Here is a 22,969-nt window from a genome sequence, read left to right on the forward strand (position 1 = left end):
GGATCGCCATCATCTCCGCAGCGTCACTTCCCCTTCCACACCGGGTCGCGCTTCTCGGCAAAGGCGCGAAAACCCTCGAGATTGTCCTCCGAGCCGTAGAGTGCGTCAACCGTTGGCAGCTGCCGGCGCGTCACCCGGTTCATCGCGTCCTGGAACGTCAGCGATTCTGCGACCCTGGCCGTTTCCTTGATCGCGGCGAAGACCAGCGGCGGGCCGCTGGCGAGCAGCCGCGCGATCTCCCAGACGCGGTCCTCCAGCCTGTCCTTGGGCAGCACCTCGTTGACCAGGCCCCAGCGATGCGCCTCGGCGACATCCATCCAGCGGCCGGTGAGCAAAAGGTCCATGGCGACATGGTAGGGGATGCGCTTCGGCAGCTTGATCGTCGCCGCATCGGCCAGCGTGCCGGCACGGATTTCGGGCAGCGCGAAGGAGGAGTGGTCCGACGCATAGATGAGGTCGCAGGATAGGGCCAGTTCGAAACCGCCGCCGACCGCCATGCCGTTGACGCAGGCGATCACCGGCTTGTTGAGGTCGCGCAATTCCTGCAGCCCGCCGAAGCCGCCGACGCCATAGTCGCCGTCAACCGCGTCGCCGCCGGCAGCAGCCTTCAGGTCCCAGCCGGCGCAGAAGAACTTGTCACCGGCGGTCTTGACGATGGCGACGCGCAAATCCGGGTCGTCGCGAAACGCCTTGAAAGTCTCGCCCATAAGCCGCGACGTGTTCAGGTCGATGGCATTGGCCTTGGGCCGGTCAAGCGTGACTTCGAAGATCGTGCCCTCGCGGCGGGTGGTGATGATTTCAGCCATTCTTCTTGCCTCCCAGCACCATCAGCGCGTCGGCGATCCAGGCGCCCTTGCCCTCGGCGCAGACGATCAGCGGATTGATGTCGAGTTCCTCGATCTCGCCGGCATTTTGCTGCACGAAGCCGGCAATGCCCGATATCGCCTCGATTGCCGCCGTGACATCGGCCTTCGGCCGGCCGCGATAGCCGTCGAGCAGCGGGAACAGTTTCAGCCCGCGCAAAGCGGCCTCGATATCATCGCGGGTCGCCGGCAGCATGAGCGTGACGCTGTCGCGCAACAGCTCGACCAGCACGCCGCCGGTGCCGAGCGTCATCACCGCGCCGAACATCGGGTCGCGGGTGAAGCCGACCAGCAGCTCGGCGATGCCATCGCGCACCATGCGCTCGACATAAAGGCCGGTGCCGAGCGGGCCGAGATCATGGGCGGCGGTGCTGACGGATTCGGCATCCCTCAAATTGAGCCGGACCGCGTCGAGCTCGGATTTGTGGATGACGCCAAGAGCCTTCAGCGCCACCGGGAAGCCGAGCGCCATCGAGGAGATCACAGCCTCGACCGCGTTGCCGGCGCGCTCGCCCTTCGGCACCGGGAGCCCGGCCTCGATGAGCCGCGCTTTCGCCTCCGCCTCGTCCGGGGTGACATGGTCGCCGGCCGGCGCGCCAGACGCCGAGGTGTCGATCGGCTGCGCCAGCGGCTCGCGCCACGCCCAGCCGATGAAGGCTGCCGCCTGGGCGGCGTCCATGGCCTCGGAAATGCCGAACAGCGGCACCATGCCCCGCGCCATCAGCCCTGCAGTGTATTCCTCGGGCAGGTTCTCCGGCAGCGAGGAGACGATCGCGCCTTGCGCGCTGTTGGTCTTCAGCGCCGCTTCGAAGGCGCGCAGCGTCGCCCACCAGTCGGTGTCGGAGCAGCGGTCGGGGCGCGGAAAGTCGAGCACCAGCATGTTGAGGTCGAAGCCGCCAGACACCATGGCGGTGAAGGTGGCGGTCATCGCCGGCTCGTTGTTCCAGATGAAGGTATGGTAGTCGAGCGGGTTGGCCACCGCGACCAGCGGCCCGAGCGTCGATTTGACCTGAATGCGACGCTCGGCGGTGAGAGGCGGAAAGGTCACCCAGCGGCCTTCGGCGCTGTCGGCCATGACGGACGCCTCGCCGCCCGAACAGCTCATCGACGACAGGCGGTAGCCGGGCAGGGGACCGGTGACGTGCAGCAGCTTCAGCGCCTCGATGAAGGCCGGGATCGAATCGATGCGGGCGATGCCGAGCCGCTTCAGGAACGCGCCGGACGCTGCGTCCGAGCCGGCCAGCGACGCGGTATGCGAGACGGTCGCCTGCCGCGCCTGCTCGGAGCGGCCGACCTTCATGGCGATAACAGGCTTCTTCAGCTCTCGTGCCCGTGCCGCCAGCCTTTCGAAGCCGGCTACCGAATCAAAAGCCTCGATATGCAGGCCGAGCGCGGTGACGCGGTCGTCCTCGATCAGGCCGAGCGCCATTTCGGAAAGCCCGGTCTGCGCCTGGTTGCCGGCGGTCATCAGAAAGGCGATCGGCAGGCCGCGCTTCTGCATCGTCATGTTGATGGCGATGTTCGACGACTGGGTGATGATGGCAACGCCGCGACCGCCTTCAGGCAGCCTGATGCCGCCATGCTGGTCGGGCCACAAAAGCGCGCCGTCGGCGTAATTGATCAGCCCATAGCAGTTCGGCCCGATGATCGGCATGGGACCCGCCGCCGCGACCAGCTCGGCCTGCAGCCGCTCGCCGTCCTCGTCATAGGCCTCGGTTTCGAGGAAGCCGGCGGCGAAGCAGACCGCACCGCCGGCGCCGCGCTCGGCCAGCGCCTTGACCACTTCGATGGTCAAGTGCCGGTTGACGCCGATGAAAGCGGCATCCGGCGCACCGGGCAATTCGGCCACCGAGCGATAGGCCTTGCGGCCGGCGACCTCGTCCTTGCTTGGATGCACCGGCCAGATCTCGCCGGCAAAGCCCATCTTGATCGACTGCGCGACGACGGCAGCAGCCTGCACGCCACCGAAGACTGCGATCGTTCGTGGGCGCAAAAGCCGCTCAAGTTTGTGCATCGTCATCTTTTCGTTTGAGCATGATCTTTTCCAAAAACCGGATTCCACTTTTTGGGATCATGCTCTAGCCCCCGAACGGGCGCAGCAGCGCCCGCGAGATGATGTGGCGCTGGATTTCCGAGGTGCCTTCCCAGATGCGCTCGACGCGGGCGTCGCGCCAGATGCGTTCCAGCGGCAGATCGTCCATCAGCCCCATGCCGCCATGGATCTGGATCGCCTCGTCGGCGACGAAGGCGAGCATCTCGGTGGCCTTCAGCTTGGCCATGGCCATGTCCTGGTCGGTAACGGTGCCCTGATCGTACTTCCAGCCGGCTTCGAACACCATCAGGTCGGCGGCCTTCAGCTCGGTCGCCATGTCGGCGAGCTTGAACGACACGCCCTGGAACTTGCCGATCGGCTGGCCGAATTGCTGGCGCTGCGCGGCGTATTCGATGGCGTGGCCAAGCGCCCGCTCTGCGCGGCCGAGGCAGGTGGCGCCGACCTGCAGGCGCGTCGCGCCGAGCCATGAATTGGCGACATCGAATCCCTTGTGGACCTCGCCGAGAACCTGAGTGGCCGGCAACCGGCAATCGTCGAATTCGAGGATGGCATTGGTGTAGCCGCGATGCGAGACGTTGCGGTAGCCGTCGCGCACGGTAAAGCCCTTGGTGCCCTTGTCGACGAAGAAGGCGGTGATCTTCTTACGCTTGCCGCGCGCAGAATCCTCTTCACCCGAGGCCATGAAGACGATGGCGAAATCAGCGAGGTCGGCGTGGCTTATGAAATGCTTGGTGCCGTTCAGCACCCAGTCGTCGCCGTCCTGCACGGCGGTTGCCTTCATGCCGCGCAAATCGGAGCCGGCGCCCGGCTCGGTCATTGCCAGGCAATCCCATTTTTCGCCGCGAATGCACGGGAACAGATACTTCTCGCGCTGCTCCGGCGTGCCGGCAAGGAGGATGTTGGAAGGCCGCGCCACGCAGGTCCAGTGCAGCGCGTAATTGGCGCGGCCGAGCTCCTTTTCATAGAGCAGCCAGGTCACCGTATCGAGCCCGGCGCCGCCGACATCGGCCGGCATGTTGGCGGCATAGAGACCAGCTTCGATCGCCTTGGCCTTGATCTCCTCGATCAGCTCACGGCGCAGCACGCCGGTGCGCTCCACTTCGCGCTCATGCGGGTAAAGCTCGTTCTCGACGAAGGCCCGCGTCGTCTCGACGATGAGCTTCTGTTCCTCCGAAAGACCAAAATCCATGGTCTCAGCCTTTCTTCTTTTTCTTCGGCTTTTCAGCCTTGGCCTTCTCGGCAGCCTTGGAGGCGGTGGGCTTCTTCGCCGCAAGCTTGGCCAGCTGCCTGGTATAGTCCTTATGCAGGGCGCCGGCGCCCCAGCCTTTGCCTTTGTTCTGCTTCGACAGTGCCTCCATGATCGCGACCAGATTGTCGTCGCGGATCTTTTCGAGTTCGCGGATCGACAGACCGTGCGCCTGGTCGTCCGACTGGGTCGCGATCAGCTCGACCAATTCGTCGTTGAACTCCGGCACATCCATCAGCTTGGTCCATGGCCATTTCAGGCACGGGCCGAACTGCGCCATGAAGTGGCGCATGCCGGCCTCGCCGCCGGCGACGCGATAGACCTGGAACATGCCCATCTGCGCCCAGCGCAGGCCGAAGCCATAGCGCATGATGTCGTCAAGCTCCTCGACCGTGCAGATGCCGTCCTTGACCAGCCACAGCGCCTCGCGCCAGGCCGCTTCGAGCAGGCGGTCGCCGACAAAGGCTTCGATCTCCTTGCGGATCACCACCGGCTTCATGCCGATCGAGGCATACATCTCCTTGGCGACTTCGATCGCCTCGGGAAAGGTCTGTTCGCCGCCGACGATTTCGACCAGTGGCAAGAGATAGACGGGGTTGAACGGATGGCCGACCACCAACCGCTCCGGATGCTTCTTCATCGCCACCTGCATGTCGGTCGGCTTGATGCCGGAGGTGGAGGAGCCGACTATGGCGTTGGCCGGCGCATAAAGGTCGATCTCGGCCAGCACGCGGTGCTTGAGGTCGAGCCGCTCCGGCACGCTTTCCTGGATGAAGTCGGCATCGGCGACCGCCTCGGCGATCGTCTTGGCGAAAGTGAGCTTGCCCGCTTTCGGCAGGCCGCCGGGCAGCATCTGCTTGTAGGCGCGTCGCGCTCCCTTCATCACCTCGCCGACCTTGCGTGACGCCTCGGGGTCGGGATCGAAGATCGACACGTCGATTCCGTTGAGCAGCAGCCGCGCGACCCAGCCGGCGCCGATGACGCCGCCGCCGATGGCTGCCGCCTTGTTGATGATGCTCATGCGGAGGCTCCGGTTCTTGTGCTGGCTGTTGCGGGGTCGGTGAGGGCGACACGCTCGCCGGCACGGATCACGGACGCGTCATAGGCCTTGCGCGCGAACACTTCGAGCACCAAGGGCCGGAAGAAATCGATCGGCAATGTCTCGTAGTCGGGATCGAAGCTCGACTGGTCCCAGCGCTCGCAAAACTCATCGCAATCGTGGAAATAAATGTGCCCGGCGAAACGGTCGCGGGCGTGCGGGTTGCCGCCGAGGTGATGTGCGTAATAGAGGCGCTGGAAGTCGCCGTGCTTTTCCACCACCCAGGTGCATTGCTCGCGTACAAAGGGCTTCAGGATCGACGCCGCATACTCGTCGTGATTATAGGGCGCGTAGATGTCGCCGATGTCGTGCAGCAAGGCGCAGGCAATCCAGTCGGTGTCGGCGCCGTCGCGCCAGGCCCGCGTCGCCGCCTGCAGCGAATGGCCGAGCCGGGTGATCTTGTAGCCCGACAGCCCTTCGTCGAGCTGGACAAGCGCGTCGAGCAGACGCTCGCCGGTCTTTGCCGCATGGTCGATCTCATGCTCGGTGAGGAAGGCATAATCCTCGCGGTCGCCGTCCTTCATGGCGGTGAACTTCACGGTCTTCATCGGCGGCTCCTCCCAACCGGGTTCTTCCCGCCCTTGCTCAAAGCGGTGCGCGCTTCGTCAGGTTCAGCTTCTTTCGCACCTCATCCGGGCCGATGACCCTGGCGCCCATATTCGACACGATACTGACCGCCCGCTCGACCAGCTGCGCATTTGTCGCCAGCACCCCCTTGTCGAGCCAGAGATTATCCTCCAGCCCGACACGGACATTGCCGCCGGCCAGCACCGCGGCAGCGACATAGGCCATCTGGTTTCGGCCAATGGCGAACGCCGACCAGTTCCAGGTCGACGGTACATTGTTGACCATGGCCATGAAGGTGTTGAGGTCGTCCGGCGCCCCCCACGGCACACCCATGCACAATTGCACCAGCGCCTCCGGCTTCAGCACTTGTTCCTCGACCAATTGCTTGGCAAACCACAGATGCCCGGTGTCGAAGGCCTCGATCTCCGGCTTGACGCCGAGCGTCGTCATCATGCCGCCCATGGCGCGCAGCATGCCGGGCGTGTTGGTCATGACATAATCGGCCTCGGCGAAATTCATCGTGCCGCAGTCGAGCGTACAGATTTCCGGCAGGCACTGGCGCACATGTTCCATGCGGTCGGTCGCGCCGCCCATGTCCGTGCCTTTTTCGTTCAGCGGCAGCGGCTTTTCCGGTGGGCCGAACACCATGTCGCCGCCCATGCCGGCGGTCAGGTTCAAAACCACGTCGACGTCAGCCGCGCGGATGCGCTCGGTCACCTCGCGGTAGAGGTGCACGTCGCGCCTAGGCTTGCCGGTCTCGGGATCGCGCACATGGCAGTGCACGATCGCAGCCCCTGCCTTTGCCGCCTCAATGGCCGAATCGGCGATCTGCTTGGGCGAGCGCGGCACGTGCGGGCTGCGGTCCTGCGAACTGCCGGACCCGGTCACGGCACAGGTAATGAAGACCTCACGGTTCATCGCTAACGGCATCGGACTCTCTCCCAATAGAACGTAGGGCAAGAATGCCTGACTTGCCGGAAACTGTTTTGCGTTTTACGAAGATCATGTGACCAAAACCGAAAAACCGACGATCTTTCGTGCCGAACGTCTGCCGCTCAAGGTGACGCTGCTGGTATTCTCCGGCTCGTCGATCATGTGCGTCGCGTCGGCCGTCGACCCGTTGCGCGCCGCCAACCGTATTGCCGGCGAGACGCTGTTCGATTTCAGGCTGGTCTCGGTCACAGGCGAGGCGCCGGTCACCACATGCGGCCTGCCGGTGGCGGTCAGCGGCCGCTTCGATGCGGCTGACACAACCGACATGCTGGTCGTCGTCGCCGGCTTCGGCACGCAGAACTACGCCACTTCAGCCTTGCTTTCCGGACTGCGCCGGGCGGCGCGCGCGGCACGCGCCTGCGGCGGCGTCGAGGCCGGCACCTGGCTGGTGGCGCGCGCGGGCTTGCTGGAGGGGCGCAGCGCCACCACCCACTGGGAGGATATGGAGGATTTTTCTTCGGCCTTTCCCGGCGTCGACGTGCGCCCCGACCGCTACGTCATCGACGGTCCCGTATTCACCTCTGGCGGCGCCTCGCCGACCTTCGACCTGATGCTGCATCTGATCCGCACGCGGCTCGGCATGGCCGTGGCGCTCGATGTCGCGAGCGTCTTCATCTACGACCAGGCGCGCGCCGCGACGGACGCGCAGCCGCTGGTCTCGCTCGGCCGTCTTGACGGCTACGATCCCAGGCTGGCGCAAGCCATCCGGCTGATGGAAGCGCATGTCGACCAGCCCCTGACTGTCGCCGCCGTGGCCAAGCGCGCCGGGGTGACGGCGCGGACGCTGGAAAGTATCTTTCGCAAGTCGATCGGCGAAACGCCGGGCGCCTATTATCTCAGGCTGCGCCTCGGCGCCGCGCGCCGGCTGGTGGTCGATACGCGCATCGCCATGGCGGACATTGCCGGGCGAACGGGGTTTTCGTCCGCCGCGGCATTTTCCAGAGCGTTTTCAAGAGCGTTCGGCGAAGCGCCGGTCAGGCTGCGCCTGAGATAGTGGGGATCAGGCAGCGTCTTGGCGGACGCTGTTGCCGTCGATCTGCGAGCGCATCTGTCTCGCCAGATGGGTCTCGAAGCGGCTGGCGACCGCGCGATCCCATTCGTTTGCACTCAGCGCACCATGCTTGGGGTGCGGCAGCGCCATCAGCCGGTCGATGATCGATCCGGCCTCGCCAGATGAGAGCAGGGCGTCGATTTCGCGTTCGTGCTGCATATCGTTTCGCCTCCTTCTTTCTGATTCCCGCCACGAACCACACTATAGGAACTCCGTGACGGCTGTTTGAAGGCAAGAGCGAGGCGATTGATGGGCGATGCCGGGCAAAGTTTTGTCCGCCGCCGCCCATCTTGGGCACGATCTTTCCGACAGATCAGGCGGTGCGTCAGCCGAGCCGCATGGACAGTTCGACATCCTCGCCGAACGGCGTGGACATGTAGCCGCTTCCGGTCGAGCGCACCCGCGAGAGGTATTCGGGGCAAAGATCGGCATTGTCGGCAACGACCAAGGCGCCCGGCCTGAGGCGACTTTCAACTAGGGTCAAGACCTCGGGATAGAGCGCTTTGGCGCCATCGAGCAGCAGCAGGTCGACCGTTTCGGGAAGATCGACGCTTAATGTTTGCAGCGCGTCTCCCTCTCGGATTTCCACCATGTCGATGAGACCGCCTGCTGTGAGGTTGCTCCTGGCGCGCGCCACCTTGGATGGCTCGAACTCGCTGGTGATCAGGCGGCCGCCGCCATTGTCCCGCAAGGCTGCGGCAAGGTGCAGGGTCGAGATGCCGAACGAGGTTCCAAATTCGACGATCGTCCGGGCGCCGCTGCTCCGTGCCAGCATGTAGAGCAGCGTGCCGGTCTCTCGCGAAACGGGAAGCCAGAGATCCTTTAGCCGCCCGTAGAAATCGAGGTATTCGGTCTTGCTCCGAATGAAGCGGCTCCGCTCCTCGGCGGAGAGCTCCGCCACGGCAGGGCTCGTTGCCGCAGCGGCTTCCTCGAACAGGCGGTCCAGCAGGGGCGCCAGCGGCGTTGTCGTCAGTGTGGTCATATTGGTCTCCAGTCAAAATTGAATGCGTTCTTGTGCGGCATTCAAAATACGACTAATCATTCGCATTCACTAATCGCATTGGCGCGCCTCTCAATGAGCGATCACCGAAGTCCGCGGATTTCCTCGCGAAAACAGCCCAAGCAGGCCCGCTCGGCGGAGCTCGTTGCTGCGATTTTGGAGGCTGCTGTTCAGGTTTTGGCGAGGGAAGGCGCGCAGCGCTTCACCACGGCGCGGGTGGCCGAGAAGGCCGGTGTCAGCGTCGGATCGCTGTATCAGTATTTTCCGAACAAGGCGGCGATCCTGTTCCGGCTCCAGAGTGACGAATGGCGGCAGACGACCGATTTGCTGCGCGACATCCTCGAGGATATCAGGAAACCGCCGCTTGAAAGGCTGCGCGGCCTGGTCCACGCCTTCCTCCGCTCGGAGTGTGACGAGGCCGCGGTGCGTGTGGCGCTCGACGACGCCGCACCGCTTTACCGCGACGCGCCTGAGGCGCGGGCGGCAAGGGCGTCCGGAGACCGCACCATCCAGCTCTTCATGCAGGAGGCGTTGCCCAACGCCGCGCAAGTGACCCGCGAATTGGCCGGCGACCTCGTCATGACGACGCTGAGCACGGTGGGGAAGCAGTTCTCGGAGGCGCCTCGAACCGCCACGGAGATTGAAGCCTACGCCGACGCCATGGCCGACATGTTCTGCGCCTATTTGAGAGGCCTCGATCACGGCTAGGGCAAATGCCAGGCCCGGTCAGCAAGCAGACCGAAAGTTTCGCAGGGGGCAAACCTTGTCGGTTTCAGCCCCGCGGAAGCCGCCTTTATCCGCGGCCGCTGAAAATGCGGCCGCGAAACGGCACGCCTCAGACGTACCGGTTGACGATGTTCTCGAGCAGTTCCTGGCGGCCGGATCGGGGCTGCGGCTCGATCTTCTCCTTGACGACGCGATCAGCAATTTCCTCCAGCGTGCGCTTGCCGGCAAGCATCGCCTTGGCCTCGGCCGAATCCCAGCCGGCATAGCGCTCGGCGAGCGGCGCCGACAGCGCCTTGTCCTCGACCATGCGTGCCGCTGCCTTGAGGCCTCGAGCGCAGCAATCCATGCCGCCGATATGACCGATCAGCAGATCCTGCGGATCGAGCGACTGGCGCCTGAGCTTGGCGTCGAAATTGGTGCCGCCGGTCTTGAAGCCGCCCGCCTGCAGTACGTGATAATAGGCGAGCGCCATCTCCGGTACATTGTTTGGGAACTGGTCGGTGTCCCAGCCCGATTGGTAGTCGTTGCGGTTCATGTCGATCGAGCCGAAAATGCCGAGCGCATTGGCCAGCGCCAGTTCATGCTCGAACGAATGGCCGGCCAGGATGGCGTGGCCTTGCTCGATGTTGAGCTTGACCTCGTTCTCCAGTCCGAAACGCTTGAGGAAGCCATAGACGGTGGCGACGTCGTAATCATACTGGTGCTTGGTCGGTTCCTGAGGCTTCGGCTCGATCAGGATGGTGCCTTCGAAGCCGATCCTGTGCTTGTAGTCGACGACCAGATTGAGAAAGCGGCCGGCCTGTTCCTGCTCGCGGGCAAGGTCGGTGTTGAGCAGCGTCTCATAGCCCTCGCGGCCGCCCCACAGCACGTAGTTCTCGCCGTTCAGCCGCTTGGTGATGTCGATGCAGTGTTTCACCGTCGCGGCCGAATAGGCAAAGACGTCCGGATCGGGATTGGTGGCGGCGCCCGACATGAAGCGGCGGTTGGAGAACAGGTTGGCCGTGCCCCACAACAGCTTGACGCCAGTCTGCTTCATCTTTCCCGAGAAATAATCGGCGATCTCGTCGAGCCGCGCCGCACTTTCGGAAAAGTCCCGGCCCTCCGGCCGCACATCGGCATCGTGGAAGCAGAAATAAGGCGCGCCCAGCAGCGAAAACATCTCGAAGGCGACGTCGGCCTTGAGCTTGGCCAGCTCCATCGTGTCGGTACCGCCGGCCTTGGGGAACCACGGCCGGTCAAACGTCTGGCCGCCGAACGGATCGCCGCCTGGCCAGGCAAAGGAATGCCAGTAGGCGACGGCAAAGCGCAGATGGTCTTCCAGCCGCTTGCCGGCGACGATCTCGTCGGGATTGTAGAACCGGTAGGCCAGCGGATTGGTCGAATCCGGTCCCTCATATTTGATCTGTTGGATGTCGCCGAAAAAACCGCTGGTCATGTTCTTTTCCTCTCGCATGGTTCGGCCTGATTACCTCAAGCGTAATTGGTTTCGCGCTGGCGCTGGTCGAAAAGGCTCATGTCAAGAGCATCCAACGAAGGAGACAGACCATGACCGACCTCAACACCATTGCCGAAAACTACATCGCCGCCTGGAACGAGAGTGACGCCGCGCGCAGGAAAGCCTTGCTCAAGACGACTTTCACCGAGGATGTCGGCTACCGCGATCCGATCATGCAGGGCGACGGCCATGACGGCATCGCCGCGCTGATCGAAGGCGTGCAGCAGCGCTTTGCCGGCTTCAGGTTCTCGCTGAAAGGCGAGCCGGACGGCTTCGCTGACGCCATCCGCTTTTCGTGGAACCTTGGGCCGGACGGCACCGAGCCCGTCATCGAAGGCACCGATATCGGCATCATCGAAAATGGCCGGCTGAAAAGCGTCACCGGCTTTCTCGACAAGGTGCCGGCGCAGTGAGGAAATCTCGGCAAAGTGGGGGCCAAGCACCCCCCTCTGCCCTACCGGGCATCTCCCCCTCAAGGGGGGAGATTGGCTGGCCTTTCCGCCTTCGCCAATCACCGATCTTGCAAGACTGGCATAGCCGTCGACGCTGCCGATCTCCCCCCTTGAGGGGGAGATGCCAAGTGGTGGCAAAGAGGGCAGGCCAGAGGGGGGTAAGCGCCAGCTCACGCGGTTACAGCCCTGATCGCCGGGTAAAGCTGGCGGTAGCGCTGATAGGCCTGCGCATAGGCGTCGCCGAGGGCGGCGACCGGCTCGACCGTGGCGTCCGTCGCCGGCGCCGTGCACACGGCGCGCGGATCGGCAGCGGTCGCCGCGATCAGACCAAGCCGGGCCGCACCGAACGCGGCGCCGAAATCGCCGTCGGCGGGAATATCGATGGGCAGGCCAAGCGCGGTGGCGATGGCCTTCAACCAGTAGCGCGAACGCGAGCCGCCGCCGATCGCCGTCACCCGGGTCAGCGTCGTGCCGGCCTTGGCCAGAGCTTCCAGGCTGTCGCGGAAAGCGAAAGCGACGCCTTCGAGCACGGCCTGGGTCAGCGCCGCGCGGCCGGATTCGTGTGCAAGCCCCGTAAACGCGCCGCGAATGGCGGAATCATTGTGCGGCGTCCGTTCGCCTGAGAGATAGGGCAGGAAGGAGACACCGGTCGGCGCCTGCAGCGCATCGCCGAGTTCGGCGGTCAACTCGCCAGCACCTTTGCCCGCGATTGCCGATAGCCAGTTGAGCGAATCGGTTGCCGACAGGATGACGCCCATCTGATGCCAGGTGCCGGGCAGGGCATGGCAGAATGTATGCACGGCGCTTTCCGGGTTGGGCAGATAGGCCGCGTTGGCGGCAAAAAGCACGCCGGACGTGCCGAGTGAGACGAAAGCCTGGCCGGCGCCGACCGTGCCCATGCCGCAGGCCGAGGCTGCGTTGTCGCCGGCGCCGCCGGCGATCGGGATGCCCGCCTGCATACCCCATTTCGTAGCCAGTTCGCTGCGCAAGGTACCGGCCTTTGCCGTGCCTTCGACCAATGACGGCATCTGCCTTTCGTCGAGCGACGTGGCGGCGAGCAGTTCGGCGGACCAGGCTCGTTTGCCGACATCGAGCCACGACGTGCCAGCCGAATCCGACATTTCCGAAATGTGCTCGCCGGCAAGCCAGAGCCGCAAAAAGTCCTTCGGTAGCAGGACCTTTGCCACTTTGGCGAAAACAGCCGGTTCGTTGTTTTTCACCCAGGCGAGCTTCGGCGCGGTGAAACCGGGAAAGACGATGTTGCCGGTCAGCTGGCGAAAGCGGGGGTCGGCATCGAGTACAGCCGCCTCGGCGTGGCTGCGTGTGTCGTTCCACAGGATGCAGGGGCGCAGCACCTGGTCGGCGGCGTCGAGCAGGGTGGCGCCATGCATATGGCCGGAAAGGCCGATGCCTTTGACCGCCGCGAGCTCCTTCGCATGCGCGGATCGCAGCTCGGCGATCGCCGCTTCGCAGGCGCGGATCCACTCGGCCGGGTTCTGCTCGGACCAGCCGGGATGCGGGCGCGACACGTCGAGCGACGCATGGCCGGAACCGACGATGCCCTGCCTTGCATCGATCAGCAGCGCCTTGACGCCCGACGTGCCGAGATCGAGGCCGAGATACATGTTTCCTCCCATGTCCGTCATGCCTGGCGGCGACGGTCTTCCTTGCTTCCCCGCCCTGTCCTGCGACACGGGCGGCGAAGATATCCCTGGCAATCGTGCCGTCGGACAAGCGCTCCGGTCAACACGTGAAGATTTTTTCGACGCTCGAAAAAATCTGGCCGGGGCAGTTTTTAAGGCAAGATGTGGCCTTGGTCAATTCGCCGCGAGAGCGGTTGCGCGCCGTGAAAACAGTGCCGACCGCGGGCTGTCCGGCCGTGCCAGCGCGCGTTCCGCCGCAAGCGCCCGCGCCAGCGCGCCATCACCGGAACGCAATGCCGCTTCGATCAGCGTCAGGTCGATGACGTCGCGTTGGGCGTGGCTGCCGCCGAAGCGATGGGCGATCGCCCGGATCGGCCGGATCAGGCGGATCGTCCCGGCATAATTACCGTCGCCGAATGCCTTGATGGCGAGCGTCAGGGGATGGCCGACATCCCTGGTGAAACCAGCGTTGTCGTCTTTGCCCTGCATCGCCTCGCGCTGCGCCTCGAGCAAGCCGCAGGCCGGCGCTTCGAGGCCGGCGCCGACAAACGCCATCATTGCGTGGGCGTCGTTGAAGGCATAATGGCCGGCGCTGGCCTTGGGCAACCAGTTGGCGGCCAGTGCCGTCCAGCGGTCGCCGACATCGACGCCGCCGAGATGCAGGCGCCACAGGATCGCCGAGGCATCGACCATGTTGAGCGCCAGCGTCGAGCGCTCGCCATAGATCGGCCCGTCGTAGAGCGCCAGCACGTCGTCGGTCTCGCCGAGTTCGTAATGGAACAGCGCCAGATGCCACCAATTGTGCACCTGCAGAAAGCTTTCCCGCGTCCACGCTTCGGGGTTGGCGCGCATCCACAGAATGCCGTCTTTCTGCCGGCACTGCATCTCCATGACATGGGCGACGGCATGCTGGGCCCAGCCGTCGCGCGGCTCGAGATCCACCGCCGTGCGGCCAAGCTTTTCGGCGCGCGCGTAGTCGCCCATTTCCTCCAGGCCAAAGGCCTGCATGCCGAGTATGGCGTGGTAGCCCGGCATGCCGCTCTGCCAGGACGGCAGCGCGCGGCCGATGCGGTCGCGCAGCATGCGGGCATTGCCGGTGAAGAAGTCGATCTGGTGGCCGGTCTGCAGCGCCAGGGCATCGAGCGGGAACTCGATGGCGATATCCTCCAGCACGCGGGCGGCATCGTGCCAGCGTCCCTCCGCAAGATGGCCAAGCGCGGCGACATGCGCCTGCTCGCGCGTCGTCGCGGCAAGCGCCAGTGCTGCCTCGTGACACGCCTTGGCCACCGCCGTCGCTTCACGCTCGGTGGCGAGGCCAAACAGATAACCCTTGAACACATGCGCCATGACGAAGCCGGGATCTTCGGCGATTGCCCGGTCAACGGAACCGACAGGATCGCCGATGAAGCACTGCAATTCGCGCACAGCCCGGCTGTAGGACGAGAACCCGGCTTCCGTCGCGCCAGACAGCGCTAGGCCAAATGCATCCCTGACCGCCATGGTGTGTCCTCAGTTGCCCGAGCGCATCGCCACCGTGGCGATGCCGGCGCCGACCAGCAGCGTGCCGCCGGTGCGGTTGAAGATGCGGATCGCCTTTGGATTGCGCACGACGTTGCGCGCCCTTGCGGCGATCAGCGCATAACCGAAGGCATTGGCGAAGGCGAGCGCCAGGAAGGTCGTCTCGAAGATCAGCATCTGTGTCCAGAAATCCGCATGCCTGTCGAGGAACTGCGGCAGGAAGGCGACGAAAAAGGTGATGCTTTTCGGATTGAGCGCGGTAACCAGCCAGGCATGTGCCGTCATCTTGGCCGATGACACCGCATCGGTGCGCGGTTCGGCCCGCAGCGCGCCGCCGGCGCGAAACAGCTTTATGCCGAGATAGATCAGATAGCCGGCGCCGATCACCTTCAGCACGGTGAATACGGTCGCCGACGCCGCCAGCAGCGCGCCGATGCCCAGCATCGACAGTGTCATCGCGGTGAAGTCGCCGAGCGCCACGCCGACTGCCATCGGCAGCGCGGTGCGCCAGCCCTGGCCGAGCGCATAGGACACCACCAGCAGGATGGTCGGGCCCGGAATGACCAGAAGGACTGCCGAGGCGGCGGCAAATGCGGCCCAGTTTTCGAAGGACATTTTCTTCTCCTTGAGCTCAAAGAAGAGGATAAATCCTTGGCCTCGCGAAGATGTAAAGAGGCAAAAACCGAAAAAGCCCCTCGTTAACGGCAGATGGCTGGCCTTCACGCTTTTTCAACCATGATTGGTGAAAATGCCTGCTATCCGGCCGGACCGTGTTTCCCGCCGATAGCGTAGGGTTTGGGTAAATGGGTGAGTTGCCGCACGGTCTGTCGCTGCCGCATAATGGCGACGCAATCGAAACCGAAATACAGCTTTCCCGTCGCACGGTGCTGTCCGGCGCCGGCGCGCTGGCGCTGCTCGGCGTCGCCGGCTGCAGCCAGACGCTGGACTTGCCGTCGCTCCAGCTCGACGATGTCACCACCGGCTCGATCCGGCCCGTGCGTCCGAGCATCAGCGTCGACAAGAACATCACCAGCCCTGACGTGATGTACGCTTCGCTCACCGACGGTGGCTTCAATGTACCGGAGGTGCCCTACCTCAAGGTCAAGCCGGAGTTCCGCCGCCAGATTGTCGTCGATCCGACCGGCGAGCAACCCGGCACGATCGTCGTTCACTCGCAGGAGCGGCTGCTCTATCTGGTGCAGCCCGGCGGCGAAGCGATCCGTTACGGCGTCGGCATCGGCAAGGACGGATTCCGCTGGTCGGGCCGCGCCAACATCCAGTACGGCAAGGAATGGCCGGTCTGGACCCCACCGCCCGAGATGATCGCCCGCAAGCCGGAGCTGGTGAAATGGCAGAGCGGACAGCCGGGCGGCCTCGACAATCCGCTCGGCGCGCGTGCCCTCTACATCTATCAGAACGGCAGCGATACCGGCTATCGCATCCACGGCTCGCCCGAATGGCGGAGCATCGGCCAGGCGATGTCGTCGGGCTGCGTGCGCCTGATCAACCAGGACATCATCGATCTCTACAGCCGCGTCTCCAAGAAGAATCCGGTCGTCGTCGTCTGACCGGCGGCTTCGCTTTCAGCGATCACTCTGCCGTTGCGCGATGCCGCAAGACAGGCGAATGTGCCTGCGATTTTCATCGCCCGGGAGACGTGACCAATGGCCGGAACTTTTGTCATCGCGCAAGGCGGCGGCCCAACCGCCGTCATCAACCAGACGGTGGTCGGCGCCGCGCTCGAAATCCGCAAGCGGCATCCCGGCGCCAAGGTGCTGGGATCCATCCACGGCGTGCGCGGCATTCGTGACGGCAATTATGTCGATCTTTCCGCCATCCCCGAGGACCGTTTGCGGCTGATCGCGGCGACGCCGAGCGCCGCGCTTGGTTCGACGCGCGACAAGCCGGATGCCGCCTATTGCGACCTCATCCTCAACGGCTTGAAGAAAGCCGGCGCCGACGCCTTCATCTACATCGGCGGCAACGACACGTCGGGCACGCAGCAGATCCTGACCGACGCCGCCGGCGGCAAGATCGCCTTCGTCCATGCGCCGAAAACCATCGACAACGATCTCGAGGAGAACGACCACACGCCCGGCTTCATGTCGGCGGCCGAGTTCGTCGCCGGGGCGTTTCTTTCGGTCGATCTCGATTTCCGCGCTCTGCCGGGCATCTATGTCGGCATCGTCATGGGGCGGCATGCCGGTTTCCTGACGGCCGCGTCCGCGGCATGGCAGCTCGACCAGGACAGCGGCCCGCATCTCGTCTACGTGCCGGAGCGGCCGTTCTCGGCGGCCGGTTTCATCGACGACGTGCGCGCCACGCTCGACCGCCACAAGCGCTGCATCGTTGCCGTCTCCGAAGGCGTCAGCACCGCCGACGGCAAGGCGCTGGTCGAAAGCCTGGTGCCACCGGAAAGGCTGGAGCGCGACCAGCACGGCAACGTCAAGCTGTCGGGCAGCGACCTGCCGGCAGCCTTGGAGCGCGCGCTGGCCGAGGGATTGCCGGGCAAGCGGGCGCGCGTCGATGCGCTCGGCTACATGCCGCGCGGCTATGTCGGCGCCATCAGCGCGGTGGACGCGCAGGAGGCCTTCGACGCCGGCGCCTTCGCGGTCACGGTCGCCGACGAGGGCGGCGGTTCGGTGGCGCTGCAATATGACGGCAAGAAAACCGTGCTGAAGAAGGTGCCGCTGAAGAACGTCGCCGGCAAGACGCGCCATATGCCGGATGATTTCATGCTGCCCGATGTCAACCGGCTGTCCGATGCGGGGATGGCCTATCTGAAGCGGCTGGTCCCGCAAAAATACAAGGTCGGCAAGCCGTTCGTCTGATGCCGGCCTTGATCTGATGGACAACTGGTTCAGCAAAACCATCGTCGACGCAGAGACGACCATGCTGACCGAGCCCTTCGTGCATGAATTCGTGCGCGCCAATATCTGGCATTTGCGCGGCCGCGACGTCGACCTGCTGGTCGACACCGGCATGGGGATCTGCCCGCTGGCGCCGCAGATCGACACGCCGGCCGGCAAGCCGCTGCTCGCCGTCGCCACGCATATCCATCTCGATCATGTCGGCTCGCTGCACGAGTTTCCGTTGCGGGCAGGGCCGCGCCACAGCGCCGCGCAGTTCGGCAGCATGGATGAAGCAGTGACCTACGCCTACATGTTCCATGATCTGGAAGGGGCTGTCTCCAGGCTGCCGGCGGAGGGCTGGAAAGCCGCCGATTACAGGATTCCGCCAGCGCCGCTGACTAGGACCCTGGACGAGGGCGATAGGGTCGACCTCGGCGACCGCCAATTCCGCGTCCTGCATCTGCCCGGCCACTCTCCTGATTCGATCGCGCTGTTCGACGAGGCCGACGGCCTGTTCTTCGCCGGCGACGCCATCTACGACGCCACGCTGATCGACGACCTGCCGGATTCGGATCGTGCCGCCTACCGCCACACGATGCAGCGGCTGCTCGAGCTGCCGATCCGCATCGGCCATGGCGGTCATGGACCGAGCTTCGACGGCAGGCGGATGCGCGAGATCGCCACCACCTATCTCCGCCGGACCGACGGGACAGCGGCATAGGAAGCCTTGGCGGGGTAGTGAGGGGGCGGCACAAATCTGAAGCGATTTGTCTTGGGTAGGCTATTTTGTTCTTGTTTTGTGCCGGCAGCTATGCTACTAATTTGGGTATGGTGCTGATTCGCCCCAACAACCCGCCGCAAGGCGGGTTTTTGTTTTCGGGTTTCGGCGCCAGCCCGGCAAGGCGGCTGCCAGCCGGAAATTAAATCTTCGTAATATTATCTGGAAACTACGATCGGCGCCCTAGATGCGGGGCTGTCGATTCGGTCGGCCGCCGTGCCAGGCGAGACAGGCAAGGCCGACACGCCGATGGAGCGTTCCGGTGACGGAACACTGCGGCGCCCGATCAATCTCTCGCCCGGACAACGGCCATGTCACCAATCCAGACCCTTCGCAGACATCGCGTCGCCGCTTTGCTGGGCGCCGCGCTGATCGTCAGCCCCTTCGCCCTGCCTCTCGCTCCCAGGCTGAATGATGTCCTGGCGGCAACAGTGACGCCACCTGTCACCGGCATGACCGCTCCCAGCGGTTCGTTCGCTCCGGTCGTGGCGGCCGACAAACCGGCAGTGGTGACCATCACGACGGTCATGAAAGTACAACAGCCGGACACCATGAGCGACGCCTCTCCCTTCGGCGGAAACTCGCCTTTCGACGATTATTTCCGCCATTTCTTCGATGACCAGGGACAGCCCACCCCCAAAACACCGCCGGAGCAGGCGCCGCGCACCGAGGCCCTCGGTTCAGGCTTCATCGTCGGCGCCGACGGCACCATCGTCACCAACAATCACGTCGTCGACGGCGCCCAGTCGATCAAGGTGACGCTCGACGACGGCACCGAGCTTCCCGCCAAATTGATCGGCCATGACGCCAAGAACGATCTTGCCGTGCTCGAGGTCAAAGCCGGCAAGCCCTTGCCGACCGTCAAATGGGGCGATTCCGACAAGCTCATGCCGGGCGATCAGGTGCTCGCCTTCGGCAATCCTTTCGGCCTTGGCACCACCGTCACGGCCGGCATCGTCTCGGCGCGCGGCCGCGACCTGCACAGCGGGCCGTTTGACGACTTCATCCAGATCGACGCACCGATCAACCGGGGCAATTCCGGCGGCCCGCTGACGGATGTGAACGGCAATGTCGTCGGCATCAACACGGCGATCTTTTCGCCGAATGGCGGCAGCGTCGGCGTCGGCTTCGCCATCCCCTCGGACCAGGCGCAAAAGGTCGTCGCCAAGCTGATGAAGGGCGGCTCCATCCAGTACGGCTATCTCGGCGTCCAGATCCAGCCGGTGACGCCTGATATGGCGAGCGCCATCGGCCTCGATCACCCCGCCGGCGTGCTGGTCGCGCAGGTCAGCGACGGATCGCCGGCCGCCAAGGCCGGCATCGAGACAGGCGATGTCATTACCAGCTTCGCCGGCCAGGACATAAAGGATCCAAGGGACCTGTCACGCGCCGTCGCCGACATTGCGCCCGGCACGAGGGAAGCGCTCAATGTCTGGCGCAAGGGGAAGGGCCTGCAGATCTCCGTCGAGATCGGGCGCAACGAAGACGATATGGCGACGGGATCGGTGGCCGGCGATCAGGGTCAGCCGTCGACGGAGCAGGGCCTTCGCGCACCGACCCTCGGTCTCGGCCTGATGGACGTCACCCCGGATGTGCGCCAGGCAATGAACATGACAGGCAACCAGCACGGCGCACTGGTCGAGCGCGTCGACCCGAACAAGGCGGCATCGGCTTCCGGCATTCAGCCCGGCGACATCATCGTCGCCGTCGACCAGCATCCGGTGAGGAGCGCCAGGCAGGCTAACCAGGCGATTTCTCAGGCTGCCAAATCCGGCAAGAAATCGGTGCTGCTGCTTGTCGAGCGCGGCGACGCCCAGATGTTTGTCGCCGTGCCCTTTGCCAGTGGCTGAGGCACGCGCCGCGCTGCCAAGATCGACGTAGAGCACTGCCGCCAGGCCGAGCCAAGATTTCGGTTGCCGGCGGGCGCGTCTTCGAGAAAACTGACAAGGGTCGATTGGACCTTGCGCAAACGGATATTCTCGATGGTTACCCGAGGCTTCTCTTCCGGACGAAAGCCCCCGACGGATACGAATGCACGTATCCCGCCGGGGCAGTATCTCGAGCAAGGTTTCCCGGTCCTGTCGGCCGGCCCGACGCCGCATGTGCGCACCGAGGATTGGTCGTTCACGCTTAAGCACGGGCCGCGGCCGATCAAGAAGTGGAACTGGGCCGAGTTCAATGCGCTGTCCTTGACCAAGATGACGCGCGACATCCATTGCGTGACCGCATGGACCAAGTTCGACACGGCGTGGCAGGGCGTGCTGGTCGACGACATCCTTGCCGACGCCGGCATCGAGCCGCCCACCGCCTTCACGCTGGCGCTGGGTTTCGACGGCTATTCCACCAACGTGCCGACGAAGGATCTCACCGGCGGCAAGGCGATGGTGGCACTGCTTTACGAGGGCAAGCCGATCACCCCCGATCATGGCGGGCCGGCGCGGCTGCTCGTTCCACATCTCTATTTCTGGAAATCGGCCAAATGGCTGAACGGGCTGCAGTTCACCGAGCGTGACGAGCCGGGTTTCTGGGAGTTGCGAGGCTATCATATCTATGGCGACCCGTGGCGCGAGCAGCGCTACACGAACGATCCATGAGCGACGCACCGGCGGCGCAGTCGCCCTGGCAGACAGTCACCATCACCCGCATCCAAAAGCGCACGCCGCGCGTCACCAGCTTTTTCCTGCAGCCATCGCGGCCCTTCGCTTACCGTGCCGGACAGCATGTCGACGTCAGGCTGACGGCGCCTGACGGTTATCAGGCGCGCCGCTCCTATTCCATCGCCTCGGCGCCGGAGACCGGCGAGACCATCGAACTGGCGATTGAAAAACTCGAGGACGGCGAGGTCTCGCCGTTCTTTCACGAGATTGCGGCGGTGGGCGACGACGTCGAATTGCGCGGGCCGCTCGGCGGCCATTTCGTCTGGTCCGACAGCGATGGCGGACCGCTCCTGCTCGTCGGCGGCGGGTCGGGCGTAGTGCCGCTGATGTCGATGGTCCGTCACCGGGCGATGCGGGGGTCGCTGGTCGCCGCCGCCTTGGTATTTTCCGCGCGGGTCTGGGACGAGGTGATCTTTCGCGACGAGTTGATCGACCTCGCCGAGCGCCGGGATGGCTTCGACCTGGTGCTGACGCTGACGCGCGAGCCGGCCCGCCGTCCGGCGGATTATGCGCGGCGGATCGACGCCGCGATGATGGTGCAAGCCATGACGAGGCTGCCCGCGCCGCCGAAGCTGGCCTTCGTCTGCGGCTCGAACGCATTCGTGACGGCCGCCGCCGAGGCACTGATCGATGCCGGCGTCCCGGCGGCACTCATCCGCACCGAACGCTACGGGGTCTGATCCGGTTCTGCTTGCTCCGTTGCAGTCTTCGCTGCCCGGCATAAACGGGCCGAAAACAGGTAGAACGGCAAGGTCGCGTTTGGCTGAAATGGTTAACGATTCGACAAACAACCGCTGCTGCTACTTTTATCGGTTTAAAAAATCGAACCGAACGGTTCGTTTCTGTTGACAATGCGTGCAGGACGCTGTGAACGCTGCCTCTCCAAGCCACCTTGCAGCCAGACCGATGCTATGGGCTATCTACTTGATATTTAGCAATAAAATTGTGGCGGAGGGAATCTCTGGCACAATTTCAAGGTGTAGATTCTTGGTCCACACCAAACAACTTCGTGATTGGAAACTGGCCATTGCCTTTCCCACATCGGGGCTGTCCGGACGACGCGAATTCCTCCCAAGACACGCCGCTAGACGGACCGAAAACTAAGATACTGGAGTACTAAAAATGAAAAAGATCGCTCTTGCCGCCGTCGCCGTTTTGGCCATCACCGGCAGCGCCTTCGCTGGCAGCGACAACTTTGGTTCCAAGGGTGCGAACCAGCCTGCCGCTTCGGTCGACAGCTCGTACACGGCTTCCATTCAGAAGCCGGCTCATGCTGACGAGCAGCCTGTCCAGGGCGCCGACCGCAACCTCTTCGGCAACAACTAACAGCCGATCCCAGCATCAGGGCGGCGGGCATTATCCGCCGCCCGGGACCCGAGAAATTCAGGAGTATTAAAATGAAAAAGATCGTTCTTGCTGCCGCCGCCGTTCTGGCCATCACCGGCAGCGCTTTCGCCGCTAGCGACAATTATGGTTCCAACGGTGCCAACCAGCCTACTGTCTCGGTCGACACCTCCTACACGGCTTCCGTCAAGACGTCGGACCAGGCTGAAAAGCAGCCGGTCGTCCAGGGCGCCGACCGCAACCTCTTCGGCAACAACTAACAGCCGATCCCAGCATCAAAGCGGCGGGTGAGCCCGCCGCTTGATTCGAAAATCCAGGAGTACCCAAATGAAAAAGATTGTTCTTACTGCCGCCGCTCTCTTGATTGCCGCCGGCAGCGCCTATGCCCGCAACGACAATGTTGGCGGGACCGACATCAACAAGCAGTCGACCGTCAACGTCGACAAGACGCAGACGTTTTCGGTACGTGACAGCAATTCGCCGATCTACAAACTGCTGAATTCGTCTGGCGACGTGCCCAAGTGCGGCCCCAAGCGCCGCCCACCCCAACAAAAAACAAAAAAAAAAAAAAAAAAAAAAAAAAAAATTAAAAAATTAAAATATCCGATAAAAATAAAAAAAAAAAAATAAAT

General features: G+C 64.0%; 24 protein-coding genes. 12 read left to right on the forward strand and 12 right to left on the reverse strand.

All coding sequences use genetic code 11. The annotated features are described in order from the left end of the window. Positions 1-23 precede the first annotated feature (23 nt). From NKG95_RS26370 to bcoG, 6 genes are all read right to left on the reverse strand, one after another. Positions 24-806 (reverse strand): carnitinyl-CoA dehydratase, encoded by a 783-nt coding sequence (locus tag NKG95_RS26370; RefSeq protein WP_353042929.1) that lies wholly within the window; start codon positions 804-806, stop codon positions 24-26. Continuing rightward, entirely contained in the window at positions 799-2,877 is a 2,079-nt protein-coding gene (locus NKG95_RS26375) for an acetate--CoA ligase family protein (RefSeq protein ID WP_353042930.1), read from the reverse strand. The genes NKG95_RS26370 and NKG95_RS26375 overlap by 8 nt, the downstream gene beginning before the upstream one ends. Before the next feature lie 64 nt (positions 2,878-2,941). Continuing rightward, positions 2,942-4,105, reverse strand: coding sequence for an acyl-CoA dehydrogenase family protein (locus tag NKG95_RS26380; RefSeq protein WP_352484702.1), 1,164 nt, complete (start codon positions 4,103-4,105; stop codon positions 2,942-2,944). A 4-nt stretch (positions 4,106-4,109) separates the two neighbouring features. After that, entirely contained in the window at positions 4,110-5,183 is a 1,074-nt protein-coding gene (locus NKG95_RS26385; protein WP_023718316.1) for a 3-hydroxyacyl-CoA dehydrogenase NAD-binding domain-containing protein, read from the reverse strand. Further along, positions 5,180-5,809 carry an HD domain-containing protein gene (locus NKG95_RS26390; protein ID WP_353042931.1) on the reverse strand — a complete coding sequence of 210 codons (630 nt, stop codon included), beginning with the start codon at positions 5,807-5,809 and terminating at the stop codon, positions 5,180-5,182. The genes NKG95_RS26385 and NKG95_RS26390 overlap by 4 nt, the downstream gene beginning before the upstream one ends. 37 nt (positions 5,810-5,846) lie before the next feature. Continuing rightward, complete coding sequence (bcoG, locus tag NKG95_RS26395) at positions 5,847-6,758, reverse strand: 3-dehydrocarnitine:acetyl-CoA trimethylamine transferase BcoG (RefSeq protein ID WP_353042932.1); 912 nt, start codon at positions 6,756-6,758, stop codon at positions 5,847-5,849. Positions 6,759-6,834: 76 nt separating this feature from the next. Here bcoG and NKG95_RS26400 point away from each other — a divergent pair, with 76 nt between their 5' ends. Continuing rightward, positions 6,835-7,815: a GlxA family transcriptional regulator gene (locus tag NKG95_RS26400; RefSeq protein ID WP_352591840.1), complete on the forward strand. Its 981-nt coding sequence runs from the start codon at positions 6,835-6,837 to the stop codon at positions 7,813-7,815. 6 nt (positions 7,816-7,821) lie between these two features. On the opposite strand, the gene NKG95_RS26405 is transcribed toward NKG95_RS26400, so the two are convergent. Together NKG95_RS26405 and NKG95_RS26410 are read right to left on the reverse strand one after the other, a co-directional pair. Then, the gene (locus NKG95_RS26405; RefSeq protein WP_023718320.1) at positions 7,822-8,031 is read right to left on the reverse strand and encodes a hypothetical protein; all 210 of its coding nucleotides are present in this window, start codon (positions 8,029-8,031) and stop codon (positions 7,822-7,824) included. Between the two features lie 166 nt (positions 8,032-8,197). Then, a complete protein-coding gene (locus NKG95_RS26410; RefSeq protein WP_023718321.1) occupies positions 8,198-8,854 on the reverse strand; it encodes an O-methyltransferase in 657 nt (218 codons plus the stop codon). A 93-nt stretch (positions 8,855-8,947) separates the two neighbouring features. On the opposite strand from NKG95_RS26410, the gene NKG95_RS26415 reads away from it, so the two are divergent. After that, positions 8,948-9,580 (forward strand): TetR/AcrR family transcriptional regulator, encoded by a 633-nt coding sequence (locus NKG95_RS26415; RefSeq protein WP_352484707.1) that lies wholly within the window; start codon positions 8,948-8,950, stop codon positions 9,578-9,580. Positions 9,581-9,707: 127 nt separating this feature from the next. Here NKG95_RS26415 and xylA read toward each other — a convergent pair whose 3' ends face one another. After that, positions 9,708-11,033: a xylose isomerase gene (gene xylA, locus NKG95_RS26420; RefSeq protein ID WP_023718323.1), complete on the reverse strand. Its 1,326-nt coding sequence runs from the start codon at positions 11,031-11,033 to the stop codon at positions 9,708-9,710. A gap of 110 nt (positions 11,034-11,143) precedes the next feature. On the opposite strand from xylA, the gene NKG95_RS26425 reads away from it, so the two are divergent. Further along, complete coding sequence (locus NKG95_RS26425; protein WP_352484709.1) at positions 11,144-11,506, forward strand: nuclear transport factor 2 family protein; 363 nt, start codon at positions 11,144-11,146, stop codon at positions 11,504-11,506. A gap of 209 nt (positions 11,507-11,715) precedes the next feature. Here NKG95_RS26425 and xylB read toward each other — a convergent pair whose 3' ends face one another. From xylB to NKG95_RS26440, 3 genes are all read right to left on the reverse strand, one after another. Further along, complete coding sequence (gene xylB / locus NKG95_RS26430) at positions 11,716-13,170, reverse strand: xylulokinase (protein ID WP_353042942.1); 1,455 nt, start codon at positions 13,168-13,170, stop codon at positions 11,716-11,718. A gap of 192 nt (positions 13,171-13,362) precedes the next feature. Continuing rightward, entirely contained in the window at positions 13,363-14,688 is a 1,326-nt protein-coding gene (locus NKG95_RS26435) for a tetratricopeptide repeat protein (RefSeq protein ID WP_353042933.1), read from the reverse strand. Between the two features lie 9 nt (positions 14,689-14,697). Next, positions 14,698-15,321: a LysE family translocator gene (locus tag NKG95_RS26440; protein ID WP_023718327.1), complete on the reverse strand. Its 624-nt coding sequence runs from the start codon at positions 15,319-15,321 to the stop codon at positions 14,698-14,700. A 188-nt stretch (positions 15,322-15,509) separates the two neighbouring features. Between NKG95_RS26440 and NKG95_RS26445 the strand changes: the two genes are divergently transcribed. The 9 genes from NKG95_RS26445 to NKG95_RS26485 all read left to right on the forward strand — a co-directional run bounded on the left by NKG95_RS26445 (position 15,510) and on the right by NKG95_RS26485 (position 22,967). After that, on the forward strand, positions 15,510-16,274 hold the full coding sequence (locus NKG95_RS26445; protein WP_353042934.1) for a L,D-transpeptidase: 765 nt from the start codon (positions 15,510-15,512) through the stop codon (positions 16,272-16,274). 96 nt (positions 16,275-16,370) lie between these two features. Then, entirely contained in the window at positions 16,371-17,537 is a 1,167-nt protein-coding gene (locus NKG95_RS26450; RefSeq protein WP_352451606.1) for a diphosphate--fructose-6-phosphate 1-phosphotransferase, read from the forward strand. A gap of 16 nt (positions 17,538-17,553) precedes the next feature. Further along, a complete protein-coding gene (locus tag NKG95_RS26455) occupies positions 17,554-18,279 on the forward strand; it encodes an MBL fold metallo-hydrolase (RefSeq protein WP_353042935.1) in 726 nt (241 codons plus the stop codon). Positions 18,280-18,647: 368 nt separating this feature from the next. Then, positions 18,648-20,186: a DegQ family serine endoprotease gene (locus tag NKG95_RS26460; protein WP_353042936.1), complete on the forward strand. Its 1,539-nt coding sequence runs from the start codon at positions 18,648-18,650 to the stop codon at positions 20,184-20,186. Positions 20,187-20,318: 132 nt separating this feature from the next. Further along, positions 20,319-20,930, forward strand: coding sequence for a molybdopterin-dependent oxidoreductase (locus NKG95_RS26465; RefSeq protein ID WP_352817125.1), 612 nt, complete (start codon positions 20,319-20,321; stop codon positions 20,928-20,930). Further along, positions 20,927-21,673, forward strand: a complete 747-nt coding sequence (locus tag NKG95_RS26470; protein WP_023718334.1) for an FAD-binding oxidoreductase — start codon at positions 20,927-20,929, stop codon at positions 21,671-21,673. Before NKG95_RS26465 ends, NKG95_RS26470 begins: the two co-directional genes overlap by 4 nt. A gap of 442 nt (positions 21,674-22,115) precedes the next feature. Beyond that, positions 22,116-22,319 carry a DUF680 domain-containing protein gene (locus tag NKG95_RS26475; protein ID WP_023718335.1) on the forward strand — a complete coding sequence of 68 codons (204 nt, stop codon included), beginning with the start codon at positions 22,116-22,118 and terminating at the stop codon, positions 22,317-22,319. Positions 22,320-22,390: 71 nt separating this feature from the next. Continuing rightward, complete coding sequence (locus NKG95_RS26480) at positions 22,391-22,597, forward strand: DUF680 domain-containing protein (RefSeq protein WP_352817130.1); 207 nt, start codon at positions 22,391-22,393, stop codon at positions 22,595-22,597. Positions 22,598-22,664: 67 nt separating this feature from the next. Next, positions 22,665-22,967 carry a DUF680 domain-containing protein gene (locus NKG95_RS26485; RefSeq protein ID WP_353042937.1) on the forward strand — a complete coding sequence of 101 codons (303 nt, stop codon included), beginning with the start codon at positions 22,665-22,667 and terminating at the stop codon, positions 22,965-22,967. Positions 22,968-22,969 lie beyond the last annotated feature (2 nt).

It is taken from the genome of Mesorhizobium sp. M1423, from assembly GCF_040317575.1.
Lineage (GTDB): Bacteria > Pseudomonadota > Alphaproteobacteria > Rhizobiales > Rhizobiaceae > Mesorhizobium.

Bases quoted from the DNA above. Each gene is read 5' to 3' on its own strand.
- NKG95_RS26370 (WP_353042929.1), bottom strand. From the start codon at position 806: ATGGCTGAAATCATCACCACCCGCCGCGAGGGCACGATCTTCGAAGTC.
- NKG95_RS26375 (WP_353042930.1), bottom strand. From the start codon at position 2,877: ATGCACAAACTTGAGCGGCTTTTGCGCCCACGAACGATCGCAGTCTTC.
- NKG95_RS26380 (WP_352484702.1), bottom strand. From the start codon at position 4,105: ATGGATTTTGGTCTTTCGGAGGAACAGAAGCTCATCGTCGAGACGACG.
- NKG95_RS26385 (WP_023718316.1), bottom strand. From the start codon at position 5,183: ATGAGCATCATCAACAAGGCGGCAGCCATCGGCGGCGGCGTCATCGGC.
- NKG95_RS26390 (WP_353042931.1), bottom strand. From the start codon at position 5,809: ATGAAGACCGTGAAGTTCACCGCCATGAAGGACGGCGACCGCGAGGAT.
- bcoG (WP_353042932.1), bottom strand. From the start codon at position 6,758: ATGCCGTTAGCGATGAACCGTGAGGTCTTCATTACCTGTGCCGTGACC.
- NKG95_RS26405 (WP_023718320.1), bottom strand. From the start codon at position 8,031: ATGCAGCACGAACGCGAAATCGACGCCCTGCTCTCATCTGGCGAGGCC.
- NKG95_RS26410 (WP_023718321.1), bottom strand. From the start codon at position 8,854: ATGACCACACTGACGACAACGCCGCTGGCGCCCCTGCTGGACCGCCTG.
- NKG95_RS26415 (WP_352484707.1), top strand. From the start codon at position 8,948: ATGAGCGATCACCGAAGTCCGCGGATTTCCTCGCGAAAACAGCCCAAG.
- xylA (WP_023718323.1), bottom strand. From the start codon at position 11,033: ATGACCAGCGGTTTTTTCGGCGACATCCAACAGATCAAATATGAGGGA.
- NKG95_RS26425 (WP_352484709.1), top strand. From the start codon at position 11,144: ATGACCGACCTCAACACCATTGCCGAAAACTACATCGCCGCCTGGAAC.
- xylB (WP_353042942.1), bottom strand. From the start codon at position 13,170: ATGTATCTCGGCCTCGATCTCGGCACGTCGGGCGTCAAGGCGCTGCTG.
- NKG95_RS26435 (WP_353042933.1), bottom strand. From the start codon at position 14,688: ATGGCGGTCAGGGATGCATTTGGCCTAGCGCTGTCTGGCGCGACGGAA.
- NKG95_RS26440 (WP_023718327.1), bottom strand. From the start codon at position 15,321: ATGTCCTTCGAAAACTGGGCCGCATTTGCCGCCGCCTCGGCAGTCCTT.
- NKG95_RS26445 (WP_353042934.1), top strand. From the start codon at position 15,510: ATGGGTGAGTTGCCGCACGGTCTGTCGCTGCCGCATAATGGCGACGCA.
- NKG95_RS26450 (WP_352451606.1), top strand. From the start codon at position 16,371: ATGGCCGGAACTTTTGTCATCGCGCAAGGCGGCGGCCCAACCGCCGTC.
- NKG95_RS26455 (WP_353042935.1), top strand. From the start codon at position 17,554: ATGGACAACTGGTTCAGCAAAACCATCGTCGACGCAGAGACGACCATG.
- NKG95_RS26460 (WP_353042936.1), top strand. From the start codon at position 18,648: ATGTCACCAATCCAGACCCTTCGCAGACATCGCGTCGCCGCTTTGCTG.
- NKG95_RS26465 (WP_352817125.1), top strand. From the start codon at position 20,319: ATGGTTACCCGAGGCTTCTCTTCCGGACGAAAGCCCCCGACGGATACG.
- NKG95_RS26470 (WP_023718334.1), top strand. From the start codon at position 20,927: ATGAGCGACGCACCGGCGGCGCAGTCGCCCTGGCAGACAGTCACCATC.
- NKG95_RS26475 (WP_023718335.1), top strand. From the start codon at position 22,116: ATGAAAAAGATCGCTCTTGCCGCCGTCGCCGTTTTGGCCATCACCGGC.
- NKG95_RS26480 (WP_352817130.1), top strand. From the start codon at position 22,391: ATGAAAAAGATCGTTCTTGCTGCCGCCGCCGTTCTGGCCATCACCGGC.
- NKG95_RS26485 (WP_353042937.1), top strand. From the start codon at position 22,665: ATGAAAAAGATTGTTCTTACTGCCGCCGCTCTCTTGATTGCCGCCGGC.